The organism is Pantoea sp. sgz302252 (assembly GCF_042610525.1).
Lineage (GTDB): Bacteria > Pseudomonadota > Gammaproteobacteria > Enterobacterales > Enterobacteriaceae > Erwinia.
In genome coordinates this window covers 61,575-76,322 of the sequence record NZ_JBHDVM010000010.1, presented here as the reverse complement: position 1 = coordinate 76,322, position 14,748 = coordinate 61,575, and the positions used below count along the sequence as shown (strand labels likewise).

The 14,748-nt window shown below is 48.3% G+C and carries 15 protein-coding genes, 1 other RNA gene and 2 pseudogenes; 7 read left to right on the top strand and 11 right to left on the bottom strand.

The annotated features are described in order from the left end of the window. Positions 1 to 176 precede the first annotated feature (176 nt). Positions 177 to 560, bottom strand: a complete 384-nt coding sequence (grcA, locus tag ACETPC_RS17510) for an autonomous glycyl radical cofactor GrcA (protein ID WP_380183538.1) — start codon at positions 558 to 560, stop codon at positions 177 to 179. Between the two features lie 262 nt (positions 561 to 822). Between grcA and ung the strand changes: the two genes are divergently transcribed. Next, positions 823 to 1,503 carry a uracil-DNA glycosylase gene (gene ung, locus ACETPC_RS17505; RefSeq protein ID WP_380183536.1) on the top strand — a complete coding sequence of 227 codons (681 nt, stop codon included), beginning with the start codon at positions 823 to 825 and terminating at the stop codon, positions 1,501 to 1,503. 68 nt (positions 1,504 to 1,571) lie between these two features. Here ung and ACETPC_RS17500 read toward each other — a convergent pair whose 3' ends face one another. From ACETPC_RS17500 to grpE, 5 genes and pseudogenes are all read right to left on the bottom strand, one after another. Beyond that, a complete protein-coding gene (locus ACETPC_RS17500; RefSeq protein WP_380183534.1) occupies positions 1,572 to 1,931 on the bottom strand; it encodes a type II toxin-antitoxin system HicB family antitoxin in 360 nt (119 codons plus the stop codon). After that, a pseudogene (locus ACETPC_RS17495) lies at positions 1,928 to 2,032 on the bottom strand (hexulose-6-phosphate synthase); the annotation flags it as partial. The pseudogene ACETPC_RS17495 and the gene ACETPC_RS17500, both read right to left, overlap by 4 nt. 131 nt (positions 2,033 to 2,163) lie before the next feature. After that, entirely contained in the window at positions 2,164 to 2,544 is a 381-nt protein-coding gene (locus tag ACETPC_RS17490; RefSeq protein ID WP_380183532.1) for a type II toxin-antitoxin system YafO family toxin, read from the bottom strand. Next, complete coding sequence (locus ACETPC_RS17485) at positions 2,544 to 3,167, bottom strand: iron-sulfur cluster assembly scaffold protein SufA (RefSeq protein WP_380183530.1); 624 nt, start codon at positions 3,165 to 3,167, stop codon at positions 2,544 to 2,546. The genes ACETPC_RS17490 and ACETPC_RS17485 overlap by 1 nt, the downstream gene beginning before the upstream one ends. Before the next feature lie 480 nt (positions 3,168 to 3,647). Continuing rightward, positions 3,648 to 4,226 carry a nucleotide exchange factor GrpE gene (gene grpE, locus ACETPC_RS17480; protein ID WP_380183528.1) on the bottom strand — a complete coding sequence of 193 codons (579 nt, stop codon included), beginning with the start codon at positions 4,224 to 4,226 and terminating at the stop codon, positions 3,648 to 3,650. A 125-nt stretch (positions 4,227 to 4,351) separates the two neighbouring features. Between grpE and nadK the strand changes: the two genes are divergently transcribed. The 3 genes from nadK to bamE all read left to right on the top strand — a co-directional run bounded on the left by nadK (position 4,352) and on the right by bamE (position 7,499). Then, complete coding sequence (nadK, locus tag ACETPC_RS17475; RefSeq protein ID WP_380183526.1) at positions 4,352 to 5,230, top strand: NAD(+) kinase; 879 nt, start codon at positions 4,352 to 4,354, stop codon at positions 5,228 to 5,230. Between the two features lie 88 nt (positions 5,231 to 5,318). Continuing rightward, entirely contained in the window at positions 5,319 to 6,980 is a 1,662-nt protein-coding gene (gene recN / locus ACETPC_RS17470; RefSeq protein ID WP_380183524.1) for a DNA repair protein RecN, read from the top strand. 171 nt (positions 6,981 to 7,151) lie between these two features. Continuing rightward, entirely contained in the window at positions 7,152 to 7,499 is a 348-nt protein-coding gene (bamE, locus tag ACETPC_RS17465; RefSeq protein ID WP_380183522.1) for an outer membrane protein assembly factor BamE, read from the top strand. A 90-nt stretch (positions 7,500 to 7,589) separates the two neighbouring features. On the opposite strand, the gene ACETPC_RS17460 is transcribed toward bamE, so the two are convergent. After that, a complete protein-coding gene (locus ACETPC_RS17460) occupies positions 7,590 to 7,877 on the bottom strand; it encodes an RnfH family protein (protein WP_380183520.1) in 288 nt (95 codons plus the stop codon). Beyond that, on the bottom strand, positions 7,870 to 8,304 hold the full coding sequence (locus tag ACETPC_RS17455; protein ID WP_380183518.1) for a type II toxin-antitoxin system RatA family toxin: 435 nt from the start codon (positions 8,302 to 8,304) through the stop codon (positions 7,870 to 7,872). The genes ACETPC_RS17460 and ACETPC_RS17455 overlap by 8 nt, the downstream gene beginning before the upstream one ends. A gap of 158 nt (positions 8,305 to 8,462) precedes the next feature. On the opposite strand from ACETPC_RS17455, the gene smpB reads away from it, so the two are divergent. The 3 genes and pseudogenes from smpB to ACETPC_RS17440 all read left to right on the top strand — a co-directional run. Next, positions 8,463 to 8,945: an SsrA-binding protein SmpB gene (gene smpB / locus ACETPC_RS17450; RefSeq protein WP_246760641.1), complete on the top strand. Its 483-nt coding sequence runs from the start codon at positions 8,463 to 8,465 to the stop codon at positions 8,943 to 8,945. Between the two features lie 49 nt (positions 8,946 to 8,994). Then, positions 8,995 to 9,358: a transfer-messenger RNA gene (gene ssrA, locus ACETPC_RS17445) on the top strand. Between the two features lie 179 nt (positions 9,359 to 9,537). Beyond that, positions 9,538 to 10,588, top strand: a pseudogene (locus ACETPC_RS17440) (integrase domain-containing protein); the annotation flags it as partial. Positions 10,589 to 10,644: 56 nt separating this feature from the next. Here the strand turns inward: ACETPC_RS17440 and ACETPC_RS17435 are convergent. From ACETPC_RS17435 to ACETPC_RS17425, 3 genes are all read right to left on the bottom strand, one after another. Further along, positions 10,645 to 13,386 carry a restriction endonuclease gene (locus ACETPC_RS17435; protein WP_380183516.1) on the bottom strand — a complete coding sequence of 914 codons (2,742 nt, stop codon included), beginning with the start codon at positions 13,384 to 13,386 and terminating at the stop codon, positions 10,645 to 10,647. Positions 13,387 to 13,743: 357 nt separating this feature from the next. Continuing rightward, positions 13,744 to 13,995, bottom strand: coding sequence for an ogr/Delta-like zinc finger family protein (locus ACETPC_RS17430; RefSeq protein WP_380183514.1), 252 nt, complete (start codon positions 13,993 to 13,995; stop codon positions 13,744 to 13,746). 257 nt (positions 13,996 to 14,252) lie between these two features. Further along, positions 14,253 to 14,585: a hypothetical protein gene (locus ACETPC_RS17425; protein WP_380183512.1), complete on the bottom strand. Its 333-nt coding sequence runs from the start codon at positions 14,583 to 14,585 to the stop codon at positions 14,253 to 14,255. Positions 14,586 to 14,748: the final 163 nt, after the last annotated feature.

The window sequence follows — 14,748 nt, the reverse complement described above, 5'->3', positions numbered from 1 at the left end:
CGTTTTTATTATCTTTTGAGCCGGCTTTCTTGCTGAAACAGGCTTTTCCCACAGCGGATTTTTTATCGCTCGGTTTACCCTGAAAAATAATAGTTAATTTTCAAAAGGATAAATAAAATCCGCTGCTGCTGACATTTTCAGCGTCCGGCTCTTTTCCCGACGCCGATTAGCTTTACTTACAGGCTTTCGGTGAAAGTACGGGCAATAACATCACGCTGCTGTTCTGGCGTCAGCGAGTTAAAGCGCACGGCATAGCCAGAAACACGGATGGTCAACTGCGGGTATTTTTCTGGATGCTTAACCGCATCTTCCAGCGTTTCGCGACGCAGCACGTTGACGTTGAGATGCTGGCCGCCTTCAACGCGTACCTGCGGCTGCACATCCAGCGGCACTTCGCGATATTCGAACTGGCCCAGATCGCTTACCGGTACGATCTGATCTTCCTGATAGTTTGCTTTGGCACAAACGCAGCGCGCCTCTGCTTTTTCGTTATCCAGCAGCCAGAATGAGTTCAGCAGCGCGGGATTAGTCGCTTTGGTAATTTGGATTCCGGAAATCATTGTTGCCTCCCAGGCGGTTAGTGGCTGACGAAGCATCAGCGGAGAAAAATTTGATCTGTGCAGGTCTGTATAACAGTCCAGCAAGCTGCCTGTTTTGACCAAAATCAAAAAGAGGTTTTCCGCAATTCAGAGCTTTCTCGCAACTTCATGATTTAACGCAAATTATCCCTAAAATATTTTTGCAGGTTTAAAATTTATTTTAAGTTTGTCGCCGGGAGGATCCGCGCTAAGCTACAGGCTGTTTACCCCAAAGGAGGCGGATATGGTCAATGCACTGACCTGGCACGACGTGCTGGCAGAGGAAAAAGAGAAACCCTACTTTATTGAAACCCTGTCGATGGTGGCGAATGAACGGGCGGCCGGGAAAACCGTTTATCCGCCGCAGAAGGATGTGTTCAACGCTTTCCGCCTGACGGAACTGGGCGACGTTAAAGTGGTGATCCTTGGCCAGGATCCTTACCATGGCCCAAATCAGGCGCATGGGCTCGCTTTTTCCGTGCTGCCCGGCGTGGCCGTGCCACCTTCGCTGGTGAATATGTATAAAGAGCTGGCTACCGATATCCCCGGCTTTCAGCGCCCTAATCATGGCTTTCTGGAGAGCTGGGCACGCCAGGGCGTGCTGTTGCTGAATACGGTATTAACGGTGGAAGCGGGCCAGGCGCATTCACATGCTCGCTTTGGCTGGGAGACCTTTACCGATCGCGTGATTGCCGCCATCAATGAGAGCCGCGAAAACGTAGTGTTTTTGCTGTGGGGCTCGCACGCGCAGAAGAAAGGCAGCATTATCGACCGCAAACGCCATCATGTATTACAGGCGCCTCATCCTTCTCCGCTTTCGGCACATCGTGGCTTTTTCGGCTGCGGCCACTTTTCCAAAACCAACGAGTGGCTGGAACAGCACGGCGAAAAGCCGATCGACTGGACGCCAGTGCTGCCAGAATAGTTTGGCAGGCAATATAAGCGTCTACTTTTCAGCTTGTCGACCAGCCCCGCAAATGCGGGGTTGAGCGACTACCGGGCCAGCTTCATACATTTGTTTAGCGTTTCGATAATAAATGCATTCACCGAGGTGCCATATTCAGCGGCAGCCTGGTTCAGTCGTTCGCCAAAGGACTCCGGATAGCGCAAGGTAAAGGTTTTAGTTTTTTCCTGCTGTACAAACGGCTCAATGCCTGCAGAACGACAGTCATCCAGATATTCACGAAGCGAGATTTCACCCTGTTCGGTTAAACCCTGCACGCTATCTGCTACAAAATCACAATAGCCGGTCAGGCCCAAAAATTTGCCGCGAAACGCGTTCAGTTCCGGCACAAAACTAACAACGGCTGGTTGTCCGGCGATTTTGATGGTGTTCGGGGGTAATATTTTCACGGTCTGACTCCTGTGCTTTCAAGCCATTCACGCAAGCTTGTTACTGCGCCTTTGTCCGTATCCGGTGACGGGTGCGGACGGTGGAAATGGGCAATACTGCCGATCGGGAAGCCATAAAAAAACACCCGAAGGTGCTTTTAAAACCAGGGTAGCCAGTTGGAATAAAATTATTATTTTATATGTGCATCCGCTTATTGACCACGTCAGTTAAAAAGCGCCGCTTATGCAGGGCTTAGCTATTTTGGAATTCTTCCGCTCTTCTTTCTAACTCACCCATGTACGAGGTTCTGGCTTTTTCATGCCCATTTGGACTCATGATGCTAATAACCTGAATTTTATCGTAATCCATCCAATGCCTTGAGAACACAAGATAGTGGTTGGAATGCCTGTCAATCTGCGCCTTTGTTTTCTTCCACTTAGGTTCTGCGGGCAACCTGATATGTAGCTTATAAACAAAAGAATTACATAGCCTTGAGTTATTTTCCCATTGTCCTTCATTACCAAATCGGTCTGGCAATACTCCGGAATTTTTCCAGTTTTCAAGAGCCCTGGCATAACTCTTCGCAACGTCAGGCATTTCTACATCAGGATGAACACTGACTACACAGGGCATCAGGACGACTCCGACACCATCAATCCAAGTTTTTTATGCTCTGCTGCAATCCAGGCTCTTACTTCCTCATCGCCAGGCATATCAGTAAGGTTTATTGTACTGTCAGGTGATTCACTTTGCGCGATAAGTGACAAAGTATCCCGAAGGATAAACTCACCCTGAGCTACAGCACGGCCAAAACGGAGAAGATCTGCTTTATATTTTGCTTGTTTTTCAAGATTACCAGGAAAGGATTTATAGATATTGTCACCTTTCATAACAAGCTGAACAGCCTCTTTCACCCGCATATGGTGTTTTAGCCCATCAACACACAAGCGTTTCATTCGAGGAGTAACGGCGAAAAGTGTCCCTTTCCCCCGTTTCTGCCTGTCTTGTACAGCAGCATTTAAGAAAAATCGCTGGCGTTCATTGTTTTGAGTCAAATATTCTGTGGCTTCATCAAGAGGCAAAAAAATCTGCCCACTCGGTAGATTAAAGGTCAAAGAAGCAGCAACGCCATAATTTTCGCTGACCTCTACTGCTGTTGCTGGCAACGTTGTACTCTGCGCCGGAACTGGTGCAAGTGAAGCCATAAGACTTGCAGCAATCGTCGCAACTGTTGCATGAGTTGATTTTTTAGCCATATAACCCTCTGTAACATCAAAGCTGCTGATACAGACAGCCTTAAATCGCTTCCAAAGAATAACTCAAAGCGCTCGCCGTATAAAGAACCATCAGTTTGAATGTTTAAGCCTGTTCGGAACAACTACAACGCTGTGTAAAGCGGCGTTTTCTGTTATATCCTCAAGCTGATCGCGTAGGTAGTGCGACGCAGGGAACATGTTGCGCGGAACAAAGTCAGGTGGCAACGAGCGTGACCATGCGTCGTGCTCAATAATATTGAGCATTTTAAATGCTCTGCTACATACTAAATTTTGTTCCCGATCAACGGACGCTATCCGGTATAACCCGCTAAAAGGATCGTCCACATATTGTCCACCGGTCAGGGATTTTTAGGGGATTTTAGGGTAGGCACGGCGGTTATAAGTGATTGATTTAATTATAACCGCCTGATACGACAGCCATAAAAAAAGCACCCGCAGGTGCTTTTTTCACTGTAGCCGTCAGGCTTTGGCTTTTGCTACCGCGACCATTGCCGGACGCAGCAGGCGGCCATTCAGCGTGTAGCCACGCTGCATTACCATCAGCACATGGTTTGGCGCAACGTCTTCTGATTCAATCATCGACATCGCCTGGTGAATTTCCGGGTTAAACGGCACGTTGACGTCGCCAACTACCTCTACGCCGAACTTGCGCACCGCGCCAAGCAGCGATTTTAGCGTCAGGTCGATGCCTTCGATCATTGCAGCCAGCTCGGCGTTGTCTTTATCCGCTACTTCCAGCGCGCGCTCCAGGCTATCGATGACCGGCAGCAGCTCGTTGGCGAATTTTTCCAGCGCAAACTTGTGCGCCTTTTCTACATCCTGTTCGGTGCGGCGACGAATGTTTTCGATCTCGGCCTGGGCACGCAGCTGCGCTTCACGCACGCCGCCCTGCGCCTGCGCCAGCTGGGCTTCCAGCTCGGCAATACGCTCGTCACGCGGATCCACCCCTTCTGCTGTCTCTGCGTCCTGGGTTGCCTGTTCCATCTCAATTTCGTCTGAGACTTGCTCGTTTGGTGTGTTCTGTTCTTTACTACTCATGAATTTCTCCGCGTTTATGCACATTCATCTCGCTGGTTCGCTTATTATGGGGATCGGAATCGCGGTTTCAAGGGAACCCGTCACATTGTCTGAGGGAGTTTGCCCTCAAGAGGAACGCCAGCATCATGAACAGCCATTTTAACTGCATCGGTATTGTGGGCCATCCGCGCCATCCTACCGCCCTGACCACTCACGACATGCTCTATCGCTGGTTAACCGCCAGGGGCTATCAGGTGATCATTGAGCAGCAGATCGCCCGCGAACTCAACCTTAACGATGTGGAAACCGGTTCTCTTTCAGAAATTGGCCAAAAAGCGGATTTAGCGGTGGTGGTCGGCGGCGACGGCAATATGCTGGGCGCGGCTCGCGTGCTGGCCCGTTACGATATTAAGGTAATAGGTATTAACCGCGGCAACCTTGGCTTTCTGACCGATCTCGACCCCGATAACGCGCAGCAGCAGCTGGCCGACGTGCTGGAAGGGAAATATATTACCGAAAGCCGCTTTTTACTGGAGGCGCAGGTCTGCCGCCAGGGTCGGGAACCGCGTATTGGCACGGCTATCAATGAAGTGGTGCTGCATCCCGGTAAAGTCGCGCATATGATTGAGTTCGAAGTCTATATTGACGAGACCTTCGCTTTTTCTCAGCGTTCCGACGGCCTGATTATTTCTACGCCGACCGGTTCGACGGCCTATTCGCTTTCTGCCGGTGGCCCCATTCTGACACCTTCTTTAGATGCCATTGCTATTGTGCCGATGTTCCCGCATACGCTTTCCGCAAGGCCGCTGGTGATCAACAGCAACAGCACTATCCGGCTGCGCTTTTCCCATATGCGTGGCGACCTGGAAATAAGCTGCGACAGCCAGATTGCGCTGCCGATTCAGGAAGGCGAGGATGTGCTAATCCGCCGCAATAACGATCACCTGAACCTGATTCACCCGCAAAATTATAATTACTTCAATACGTTAAGCTCGAAACTGGGCTGGTCGAAAAAATTGTTCTAAAATCCGTTGCCAGCTACTTTACTGGTTATAGAACCAGTATATACTGTATGAAAAACCATATCTGTGTTTTCGTACAGGAAAGCTTTCTATGCTGGCACAACTGACCATCAGTAATTTTGCGATTGTTCGTGAACTTGAGATCGATTTTCAGCGTGGCATGACCGCAATCACCGGTGAAACCGGCGCGGGTAAATCCATTGCTATCGATGCGCTGGGCCTCTGCCTTGGCGGTCGTGCGGAAGCCGATATGGTGCGTCAGGGCGCGAACCGCGCCGACCTTTGTGCCCGTTTCTCCCTGAAAGATACGCCTTCCGCTCTGGCCTGGCTGGTTGAGAATCAGCTGGACGAAGGCAGCGAGTGCCTGCTGCGCCGCGTTATCAGCAGCGATGGCCGCTCGCGCGGCTTTATCAACGGTACTTCCGTTCCGCTTTCTCAGCTACGCGATCTTGGCCAGCTGCTGATCCAAATCCACGGTCAGCATGCGCACCAGCTACTGCTGAAGCCGGAGCACCAAAAAACGCTGCTCGACGGCTACGCGGGCGAAAGCGACCTGATGCAGGAGATGGCGCAGAGCTATCGGCAGTGGAATAAAAGCTGCCGCGTGCTGGCGCAGCATCAGCAGCTGTCGCACGAGCGGGAAGCACGCCGCGAGCTGTTGCAGTATCAGCTGAAAGAGCTGAACGAGTTCGCGCCGGTAGCGGGCGAGTATGAAGCAATAGACGAAGAGTACAAACGCCTGGCGAACAGCGGCCAGCTGCTGTCGACCAGCCAGCAGGCACTAATGCTGCTGGCAGACGGCGAACATACCACGCTGCAAAACCAGCTTTATACCGCGCAGCAGCTGCTGAGCGAGCTGGTGGCGCTGGACGAAAAGCTGAACGGCGTGTGCGTAATGCTGGATGAAGCGGCCATTCAGATCAGCGAGGCCAGCGACGAGCTGCGCCATTACTGCGAGCGTCTGGATCTCGATCCTAACCGCCTGTACGAGCTGGAACAGCGCCTGTCGCGCTACATTGCGCTGTCGCGCAAGCACCGTATTTCACCAGAGGAGCTGGCGGGCTACCATCAGCAGCTGCTGGATGAACAGGCGCAGCTGGATCAGCAGGAGAGCAATCAGGAAGAGCTGTCGCTGGCCGTAGAGAAACACCATAAGGTCGCGATGCTGTGCGCAGAGCGTCTGCACCAGCGCCGCACGCACTATGCCCAGGAGCTGAGCCAGCTGATCGGCGAGAGCATGCACGCGCTTTCCATGCCGCACGGCCGTCTGGCAATCGAGGTGCAGTTCAATCCGGAGCATCTCACCGTAGAAGGCGCCGATCGCATTGAATTCCGCGTCACAACTAACCCAGGCCAGCCGCTACAGCCGCTGTCCAAAGTCGCCTCCGGCGGCGAGCTGTCGCGTATCGCGCTGGCGATTCAGGTTATTACCGCCCGTAAGATGGATACACCGGCACTGATTTTCGATGAGGTGGACGTGGGCATCAGCGGCCCGACCGCTGCCGTGGTTGGCAGAATGCTGCGTCAGCTTGGCGAGTCTACCCAAGTGATGTGCGTTACGCACTTGCCGCAGGTTGCCGGCTGTGGCCATCAGCATTTCTTCGTCAGCAAAGAAACGGACGGCGAGATGACGGAAACCCATATGCGACCGCTGGATAAGCGATCGCGCCTGCAGGAACTGGCGCGTTTACTGGGCGGCAGCGAGGTAACGCGCAATACCCTGGCTAACGCAAAAGAGCTTTTAGCCGCCTGAGACCGCACTTTTTTGGCATCCGGAGGTCATAACCTTGCTCCGTAGAGGTTTCCAACTGCGGAAAGGTTTATTATCATCGACTTCTGACGCTGTTGTCGAAGCGATAAACCGATACAGAAAATAAATAGCCTGATGCCCAAGGTGTTGGCCCGAAAAGGAATAAAGATACTTATGCGCTGTAAAACGCTGACTGCTGCGGCGGTGGTTCTGCTGATGACGACCGCCGGATGTTCCACTCTGGAGCGAGTGGTTTACCGGCCAGACATCAACCAGGGTAATTACCTGGTTGCGAATGACGTTTCTAAAATCCATACCGGCATGACCCAACAGCAGGTTGCTTACACCCTGGGCACGCCGATGATGCATGACCCTTTTGGTAGCAACGTCTGGTATTACGTTTTCCGTCAGGAGCCTGGCCACGAGCCAGTTAAGCAGCAGACGCTAACGCTGACTTTCGACAGCAACGGCGTGCTGACCAATATCGATAACAAGCCGCAGCTTGCTTCCGGTAAGAATTAAGGTTTGCTTTCAGCAAGGCTGTTTCTGACGGGGTAACGAGCAGAAAGCCACTGAACGGAAGATAAAAGAGATAAGGCGCTGAACGGCGCCTTATTTTTTTGCCGCTTTCTCGGCCCGCTGGCGACGCAGCTCTTTGGGATCGGCCAGCAGCGGACGATAGATTTCTATCCGATCGCCGCTGTGAACCTCATCGCTCAGCTTCACGGGACGGCTGAACACGCCCACTTTGTTGCTGGCAAGGTCGATATCGCTACGCAGCTCCAGCAGCCCGGAAGCCCTGATCGCCTGCTCTACGGTGGCGCCCTCTTCCACGTTAACCGTATACAGATACTGTTTTTCCGGAAGCGCGTAGACCACCTCTACCGCGATATCAGGCACTGTAGACCTCTTTGGCGCGTTTGGTAAACGCCTGCACCATGCTGCTTGCCAGCTCTTTGAAGATACGGCCAAACGCCATTTCTACCAGCATGTTGGTGAATTCGAACTCCAGATTTAGCTCTACTTTGCAGGCGTCTTCGCTGAGTTCGGTAAACAGCCAGCCGCCGGTGAGCTTGCGGAAAGGCCCGTCAACCAGCTGCATATGAATACTTTTGTTGTTGCTCAGCGTGTTGCGCGTGACGAAGGTTTTACTGATCCCGGCTTTGGAAACATCTACCGACGCCGTCATCTGCTGTTCGCTGGAATCCAGCACGCGACTGCCGGTACACCCTGGAAGAAACTCCGGATAGGCATCCACATCGTTTACCAATCGGAACATTTGCTCGGCACTGTAGGGCACCAGCGCAGAACGGCTAATCTGGGACATAACTTTTCCTGTTGTTCTTAAACGTTACAATAATAACATCGACAGCCTGTAAACAAAAATTCTCAGCCGCCAGCGTTCTGCTAAAATAGCGCTTTTCCCCGCGCTTGTTGTTACAGGGGATGCCATCATTCACCGCTTCATGTACACTAAGTTGCACTATGACAAAGAAAAAAGCACATAAACCCGGTTCTGCCACCATCGCCATGAACAAGCGGGCGCGCCACGAATACTTCATTGAAGAAGAGTTCGAAGCAGGTCTGTCGCTTCAGGGATGGGAAGTCAAATCACTCCGCGCCGGTAAGGCCAACATCAGCGACAGCTATATCCTGCTGCGCGATGGCGAAGCCTATCTGTTCGGGTCAACCTTTCAGGCGCTGACCGTGGCTTCATCCCACGTGGTCTGCGATCCAACCCGTAACCGCAAGCTGCTGCTCAAGCAGCGCGAGCTCGATTCGCTTTACGGACGAGTAAATCGGGAAGGCTACACGGTAGTAGCGCTCTCGCTGTACTGGAAAAACGCCTGGGCCAAGCTGAAAATCGGCGTGGCAAAAGGTAAAAGAGAGCACGATAAGCGCGACGATATTAAAGATCGTGAGTGGAAATTAGACAAAGCACGTATTATGAAGCACGCAAATCGCTAAGCCTCTGGTAAAGCGATAAGTTTTTCTGCTATACTGCTTAACAGTACTTGGGGCTGATTCTGGATTCGACGGGATTTGCGAAGCCCAAGGAGCATGCCGAGGGGCGGTTGGCCTCGTTAAAAGCCGCAAAAAAATAGTCGCAAACGACGAAAACTACGCCCTAGCAGCTTAATAACCTGCTAAGAGCCCTCTCTCCCTAGCCTCCGCTCTTAGGACGGGGATCAAGAGAGGTCAAACCCAAAAGAGATCGCGTGGATGCCCTGCCTGGGGTTGAAGCGTTAAACCTAATCAGGCTAGTTTGTTAGTGGCGTGTCCATCCGCAGCTGACAGGCGAATGTAAAGATTGGACTAAGCATGTAGTGCCGACGGTGTAGTAATTTCGGACGCGGGTTCAACTCCCGCCAGCTCCACCAAATTCTTGGTCGATGGTACCAGAACCATTCGATGAAGTCCTGAAAGCCCGCATGGCGTAAGCCCTGCGGGCTTTTTTGTGTTTGTAATTTTCCGAAGAGATTCAGTTAAATCCGGTGATTGTTGTTATAGGGTCAGATGTAGGCTCATAACATATACCAATTCACGCAGAAAGCCGCGTATGGCAAAAACTACACGTCCTCTCATCAACACAGAAGTTCTCCGTTCTAAGTCCATCAATAAAGATTTGACGCTGCATGATGGTGACGGACTTTTTATGTTGGTCAAAACGACCGGAAAGAAGCTTTGGCGCTTTCGCTATCAGCGGCCAGCAACAAAGCTGCGCACCATGATGGGACTGGGGGCTTTCCTGGCCCTTTCGCTAGCAGATGCCAGACGCCTGCGTGCCGATTATCTCTCCTTACTTGCGAACAGCATTGACCCACAGACCCAGGCCGAACAGGTCACAGAACAGCAACAAATAGCGTTGGACAGCATTTTCTCAACTGTGGCAGCTAACTGGTTTACCTTGAAACAAGCCAGCGTTACGGCGGATTACGCTAAGGATATCTGGCGTTCTCTTGATAAAGATGTTTTCCCTACCATCGGCTAGATTCCTGTGCAGGAAATCAAAGCCCGAAAGTTGGTAAAAGCATTGGAGCCAATCAAGGCCCGAGGTGCTCTTGAAACCGTTCGTCGTCTGGTACAGCGCATTAACGAAATTATGATTTATGCAGTTAATACCGGGCTGATTGATGCTAACCCTGCTTCCGGTATCGGGATGGCATTTGAAAAGCCTAAGAAGCAGAATATGCCAACGCTTCGACCGGAGGAATTGCCGAAGCTTATGCGTTCGCTGGTGATGTCGAATCTGTCCGTTCCCACTCGCTGCCTGATTGAATGGCAGCTCCTGACTCTTGTGCGCCCTTCGGAGGCTTTTGGCACTCGTTGGATAGAGATCGATCTTGTAGCTAAACTTTGGACTATTCCAGCCGAAAGAATGAAGGCTAAGCGTGAACACATTGTTCCTTTGTCACCGCAGGCTTTAGATATTCTAGAAGTGATGAAGCCTATTAGTTCTCATCGTAAACATGTTTTCCCGAGCAGGAATGATCCTGAGGAATAGCCAGACTGCTAATGCAGCACTTAAACGTATTGGTTACGGAGGTAAACTTGTTGTTCATGGACTACGTTCTATAGCTAGTACAGCGTTGAACGAGGCTGGTTTTAATTACAATCTCTGGGGTGTAAAAATAAAACCATAGGGCTCACGCCCTATGAAAAATAATTATAAAGTTTCCAATGCAAAATTGCGATATCGCATTAATGCATAAATATATCTGGTAGTAGATGCAGGTGTCCACGTTCTCTCGAGTTCTTTTGCAAGTGCTGCCCCCATCATTTTCTTATCATCATCGCCAAATTTATTTATATAAGAACTTAATATTTTTATAGTTGGGGACTCAGTAACTAACCTAGCTAAAGCTCTTTTTATATTGATGCTTTCTAATATAACTTCTATTTTATTATTTATCATCACACCATCATTTTGCCGAGAACAAAAACCTAGAGATATTAAATCCTGTACTGCATTCCTATGTTTATTCGCATGAATAAATGAGTGACTCATTTTTTTATTGGCGCACAAATATTCAGCGACTTTGAGTGTTTTTTCTGGTGAGGTAGCAGCTAAGAAAAGCGATCCCCTTCTATTAAGAACTCCTCTTTTATCTAGATCAATTGCCCCAAACGCTGGGGAAAACAACTCTCCATCATATATAACCACGGATTTTCCGATTACCGCTAGAAGTCCCGTAAATTGTAACCAAGCCAATAATCGTGAACTATAAGACTTAGGATACCCACCGTCTTTATTTTTATAGGTGCGGGCAATTATTGATTCATACTTATCGATAGGGACTCTTTTTAAATCAGTATCAACAATACTTTCTGCCAATTCTAACAATACACTATGACTCTTGAAATGCTCACGAAGAAACTCAGGGATATTAGTAATAGTCTGTTTACAAACTATATTTCCATTTACGTCTCTGTCTATGAGAACAAAATATTGCAAATCCATTAAAACATTTATTAATGTTCCTCGGCTATAATTGAGTTTGGTTTGCAGTTCATCCAAGCTAATAGTTTTGAACGAGTTTACAACGTCAAGAATTAACAAAACCATTTTCGGAGATGTTGATGGCATGTATGACCATGGTATAACTGGAAGGTCATTTCCTTTCAGGTAGTCTCGAAAAACATCCCAATAGACTGATAACTTTTCACCTGTTTTAATTATCATTCTATTTGAAATTAGCTCTAAAACGGTATCACTCCCAAATTCTTTGGTAACTTCATATTGACTAATTGGAGAGTTTTTTGCCACAAATTTCAAACATGAATTTTCTTTTTCAGGTCTATCTAAGTCTTCATGAAATAAATTTGAAATTTGTAGTTGGCTAACCAACATTTGATCTTGTGAGATACCTCCTTTTAACTTTTTGAATACATGAATACAAAGCTTCTTCAATAACCATGGATAACCTTGAGCTTGCTGAATAAGACGCGTACGTAACGGTTTATTCAATTTAAATCCTGTATTTAGCTCGAAACTGCTAATTAATTTAGATGAATCCTTTAGATCAAAAGGCTCTAGCCTCTTTTCAATCCTATAATCTTTTAGCCGATTCCACATTGAGTATGCTGGATTTTCATCCCCTAAAGTAATACCGGTCCGCCATGAGAACCCTACAACTAAATTGCTTTGTAATGCAGAAACATCGAGTGCGAACCGTTCAAATTCTTTAAATAACCCAAATAGCTCCTCTTTCATAAAAACTTCTTCGAATTGATCAAAGAAAACAGTCAATACTTTATCATGTTCAGAAAGGTATTTTAAACATTCCTGAACGCTCTTAGATCCTATGATATCCGTAACACTTTCAATCAGAAAAGGTTTTTCATATTCAATAAAACCTTCTTTGGTCGCACTGCTGAAAGCTTTAACTACTGCTTCTGCAACAAAACGTCCGCCTCTAGCAGAACGTACATCGACGGGAGTAAGGAAGAATTTATTTTTCCATTTTTGATTTTTAAATCTTGAGGATAGCCTTGCTATTAAAGATGATTTTCCATTTCCTGAACCGCCGATAAGTGACAGGACTCTACTTTGAGAACTATTTCCTCTAACATTTTCAAGATAATCCCAAACTTCTTTCTGTATATATTCTCGACCAACAAAGTCTTTCGGCTGACATGGTTTATAATCCATAAAATCGTCAGCTAGAATTATTTCACTTACTATTTCTCTTTCGTAATTTTCAGATAATTTTGAAGACGAAATAGTTTGTTCCGGTTCAGATAATATATAAAATCCTGTTACTTCCAACCCTTCAAAAAGTCCTTGCTCCTTTATTATATCACTTATGCGACTAACACTTGGCATTCTACTATTTTTATTTACAGCGAACGGCACCACTCTTATAGGGCTACCATTTTCAACTTCTTGCAAAAGCCAAGTCATTTCTATTTCAGGGTGAACTAAAAGAGTTGCATTAGTATATTTTGCCGGGATATCATCAGTTGGAATATCCTCAACCTTACCTGTTGCAAGTATAGATGTAAGAATCTCTTTTTTATTAAAAAAAGAATAATCCACACGATCATCAAATCTAAAATCCTCAAGCGTTGACTGAGCATCTTTACCTAAATCAGAAATTGAAAAAAGTGCGATTTTTTTAACTCTCAACCTAAATGCTTGAGAAAATGCCAAATCAACCACAGATGAGTCAATTTTTTGCTGCATGAATTTACACTCTACATACAGTTTTTCATTTGATGGTGTATGAGTAGCCTGAATATCAATTTCCATGCCAGATTTTCTGACTTCCATACCATCAATTTTATACGATTGCCGGCGTAGTATATCAGCGCAAAAATTCTCGAAAAACTTCCCTCTCAAGGTATTAGAATAATTATTAGGAACACAAACCATCAAATCTTTATTCAGTGGTAACGGTCTAGCCATTTATATACTCCTGATCTCATATCCTTTTAACAAGTAAGATATCAACCTCGAGTTTCAGAAACCAGTCTTTTGCGCATATTTACGACATCATAATTTTTTTCTTTGCCTCTATAGTGCGCAATGCTATCCCCGCCACGCCTGCCCGCTTTATGCATCGCTTTTCATGCAAGTGCATGATACGTGCAGAGCCACGCCCGGTATGGCTTGAAAGGTGGAAAGCGGCGCATGATTTCACATGCAGCTCCATGCACGCTATGCATGCACGATTCTTTACAAAGCGGCTGGCCAGAAAAAGGGCTTCAGAAGAACAGAGGACAGGCATAAAAAAGCTGCTGGTAGGACAGCGGCTACGCGCAATTAATGAATCTGGCGGAATGCACAACTGTAACGGCTAAGCGTCTGCCGTTCTCGTACCGTTTCCGGTGGCACTTCCACTACTTTCTCCGGCTGTGGTGGTGCGGTGATCATCTTTGTGATGCTCTTATTCGTCTTGAAGGTGCATGAACAGTCCAGGTTAGTGCACTGGTGATAACGCTTTTTCATCTGTTCGGACATATAGCGGCTCGATTTGATGTGTACCGTACTTTTGCAGTAAGGACAGTGCATCATTTCTGGCTACCCTCCTGAAGTTTTGCACGCTGTGCCCTAATTGATTTAGCCAGTTTCTGACGGCGCAGGGGACGCGTATAAAGCTCCATATCCCCCCCGTCAGCGCCGGGACGGTGCAGGCCTATATTTTCCAGCAACGATGCCTCTTTCAGCACGCTTTCCGGCAGGGCCGCAGCCGCCTGAGTCAGCGCTTCACCAACCAGATAAGCTACGTCTTTAATCCGGTCACGGTCTTCACCGGCAAACGTCGGTGAAAGTTATTCACGGTGGATACGCAGCTTAATGGCCCATAACAGCGACGGACTCACGTTGCGCAGGGTTGACTGTAAATGCAAATCCTCGAACCCGGTAAACGCTTCGCCGTGTGATTCCACGAACTCTTTACCACTGCCGCAGCCTTTCAGTATCGCCTCCTGCTTATCCAGCGCTAACTCTTTAAGCAACCCGCTAAACTCATCGGCTAGCTCCCGACTGGCGATGCGCTGAGAATGTTCGGCGCGCAGCTCGTCAGTGAGATTGCCTCGTAGGTTGTGGAAGCTCGTGCGCCAGTTGTTCTCGGCTTCTTTCCCTGCCTCGATGGCTGCCTGCATTCGGCCAGGAGGTACCGCAGACACTGAAAGAGTATGAACGCGTGCTGCTCAAACGCAGAACAAATAACGGCATACAAACTAATCTGACGTTGCATGAGGACAGCGAGGCAGATTGGCTACCGGCATGTAGCGTCTGATAACATCATTCCACAAAAACCGGCTT

Coding starts and splice junctions, on each gene's coding strand:
- smpB (WP_246760641.1), top strand. CDS start 8,463: ATGACAAAGAAAAAAGCACATAAACCCGGTTCTGCCACCATCGCCATG.
- ACETPC_RS17435 (WP_380183516.1), bottom strand. CDS start 13,386: ATGGCTAGACCGTTACCACTGAATAAAGATTTGATGGTTTGTGTTCCT.
- ACETPC_RS17430 (WP_380183514.1), bottom strand. CDS start 13,995: ATGATGCACTGTCCTTACTGCAAAAGTACGGTACACATCAAATCGAGC.
- ACETPC_RS17490 (WP_380183532.1), bottom strand. CDS start 2,544: ATGCCCTGTGTAGTCAGTGTTCATCCTGATGTAGAAATGCCTGACGTT.
- grcA (WP_380183538.1), bottom strand. CDS start 560: ATGATTTCCGGAATCCAAATTACCAAAGCGACTAATCCCGCGCTGCTG.
- recN (WP_380183524.1), top strand. CDS start 5,319: ATGCTGGCACAACTGACCATCAGTAATTTTGCGATTGTTCGTGAACTT.
- bamE (WP_380183522.1), top strand. CDS start 7,152: ATGCGCTGTAAAACGCTGACTGCTGCGGCGGTGGTTCTGCTGATGACG.
- ACETPC_RS17455 (WP_380183518.1), bottom strand. CDS start 8,304: ATGTCCCAGATTAGCCGTTCTGCGCTGGTGCCCTACAGTGCCGAGCAA.
- ACETPC_RS17485 (WP_380183530.1), bottom strand. CDS start 3,167: ATGGCTAAAAAATCAACTCATGCAACAGTTGCGACGATTGCTGCAAGT.
- nadK (WP_380183526.1), top strand. CDS start 4,352: ATGAACAGCCATTTTAACTGCATCGGTATTGTGGGCCATCCGCGCCAT.
- grpE (WP_380183528.1), bottom strand. CDS start 4,226: ATGAGTAGTAAAGAACAGAACACACCAAACGAGCAAGTCTCAGACGAA.
- ung (WP_380183536.1), top strand. CDS start 823: ATGGTCAATGCACTGACCTGGCACGACGTGCTGGCAGAGGAAAAAGAG.
- ACETPC_RS17425 (WP_380183512.1), bottom strand. CDS start 14,585: ATGCAGGCAGCCATCGAGGCAGGGAAAGAAGCCGAGAACAACTGGCGC.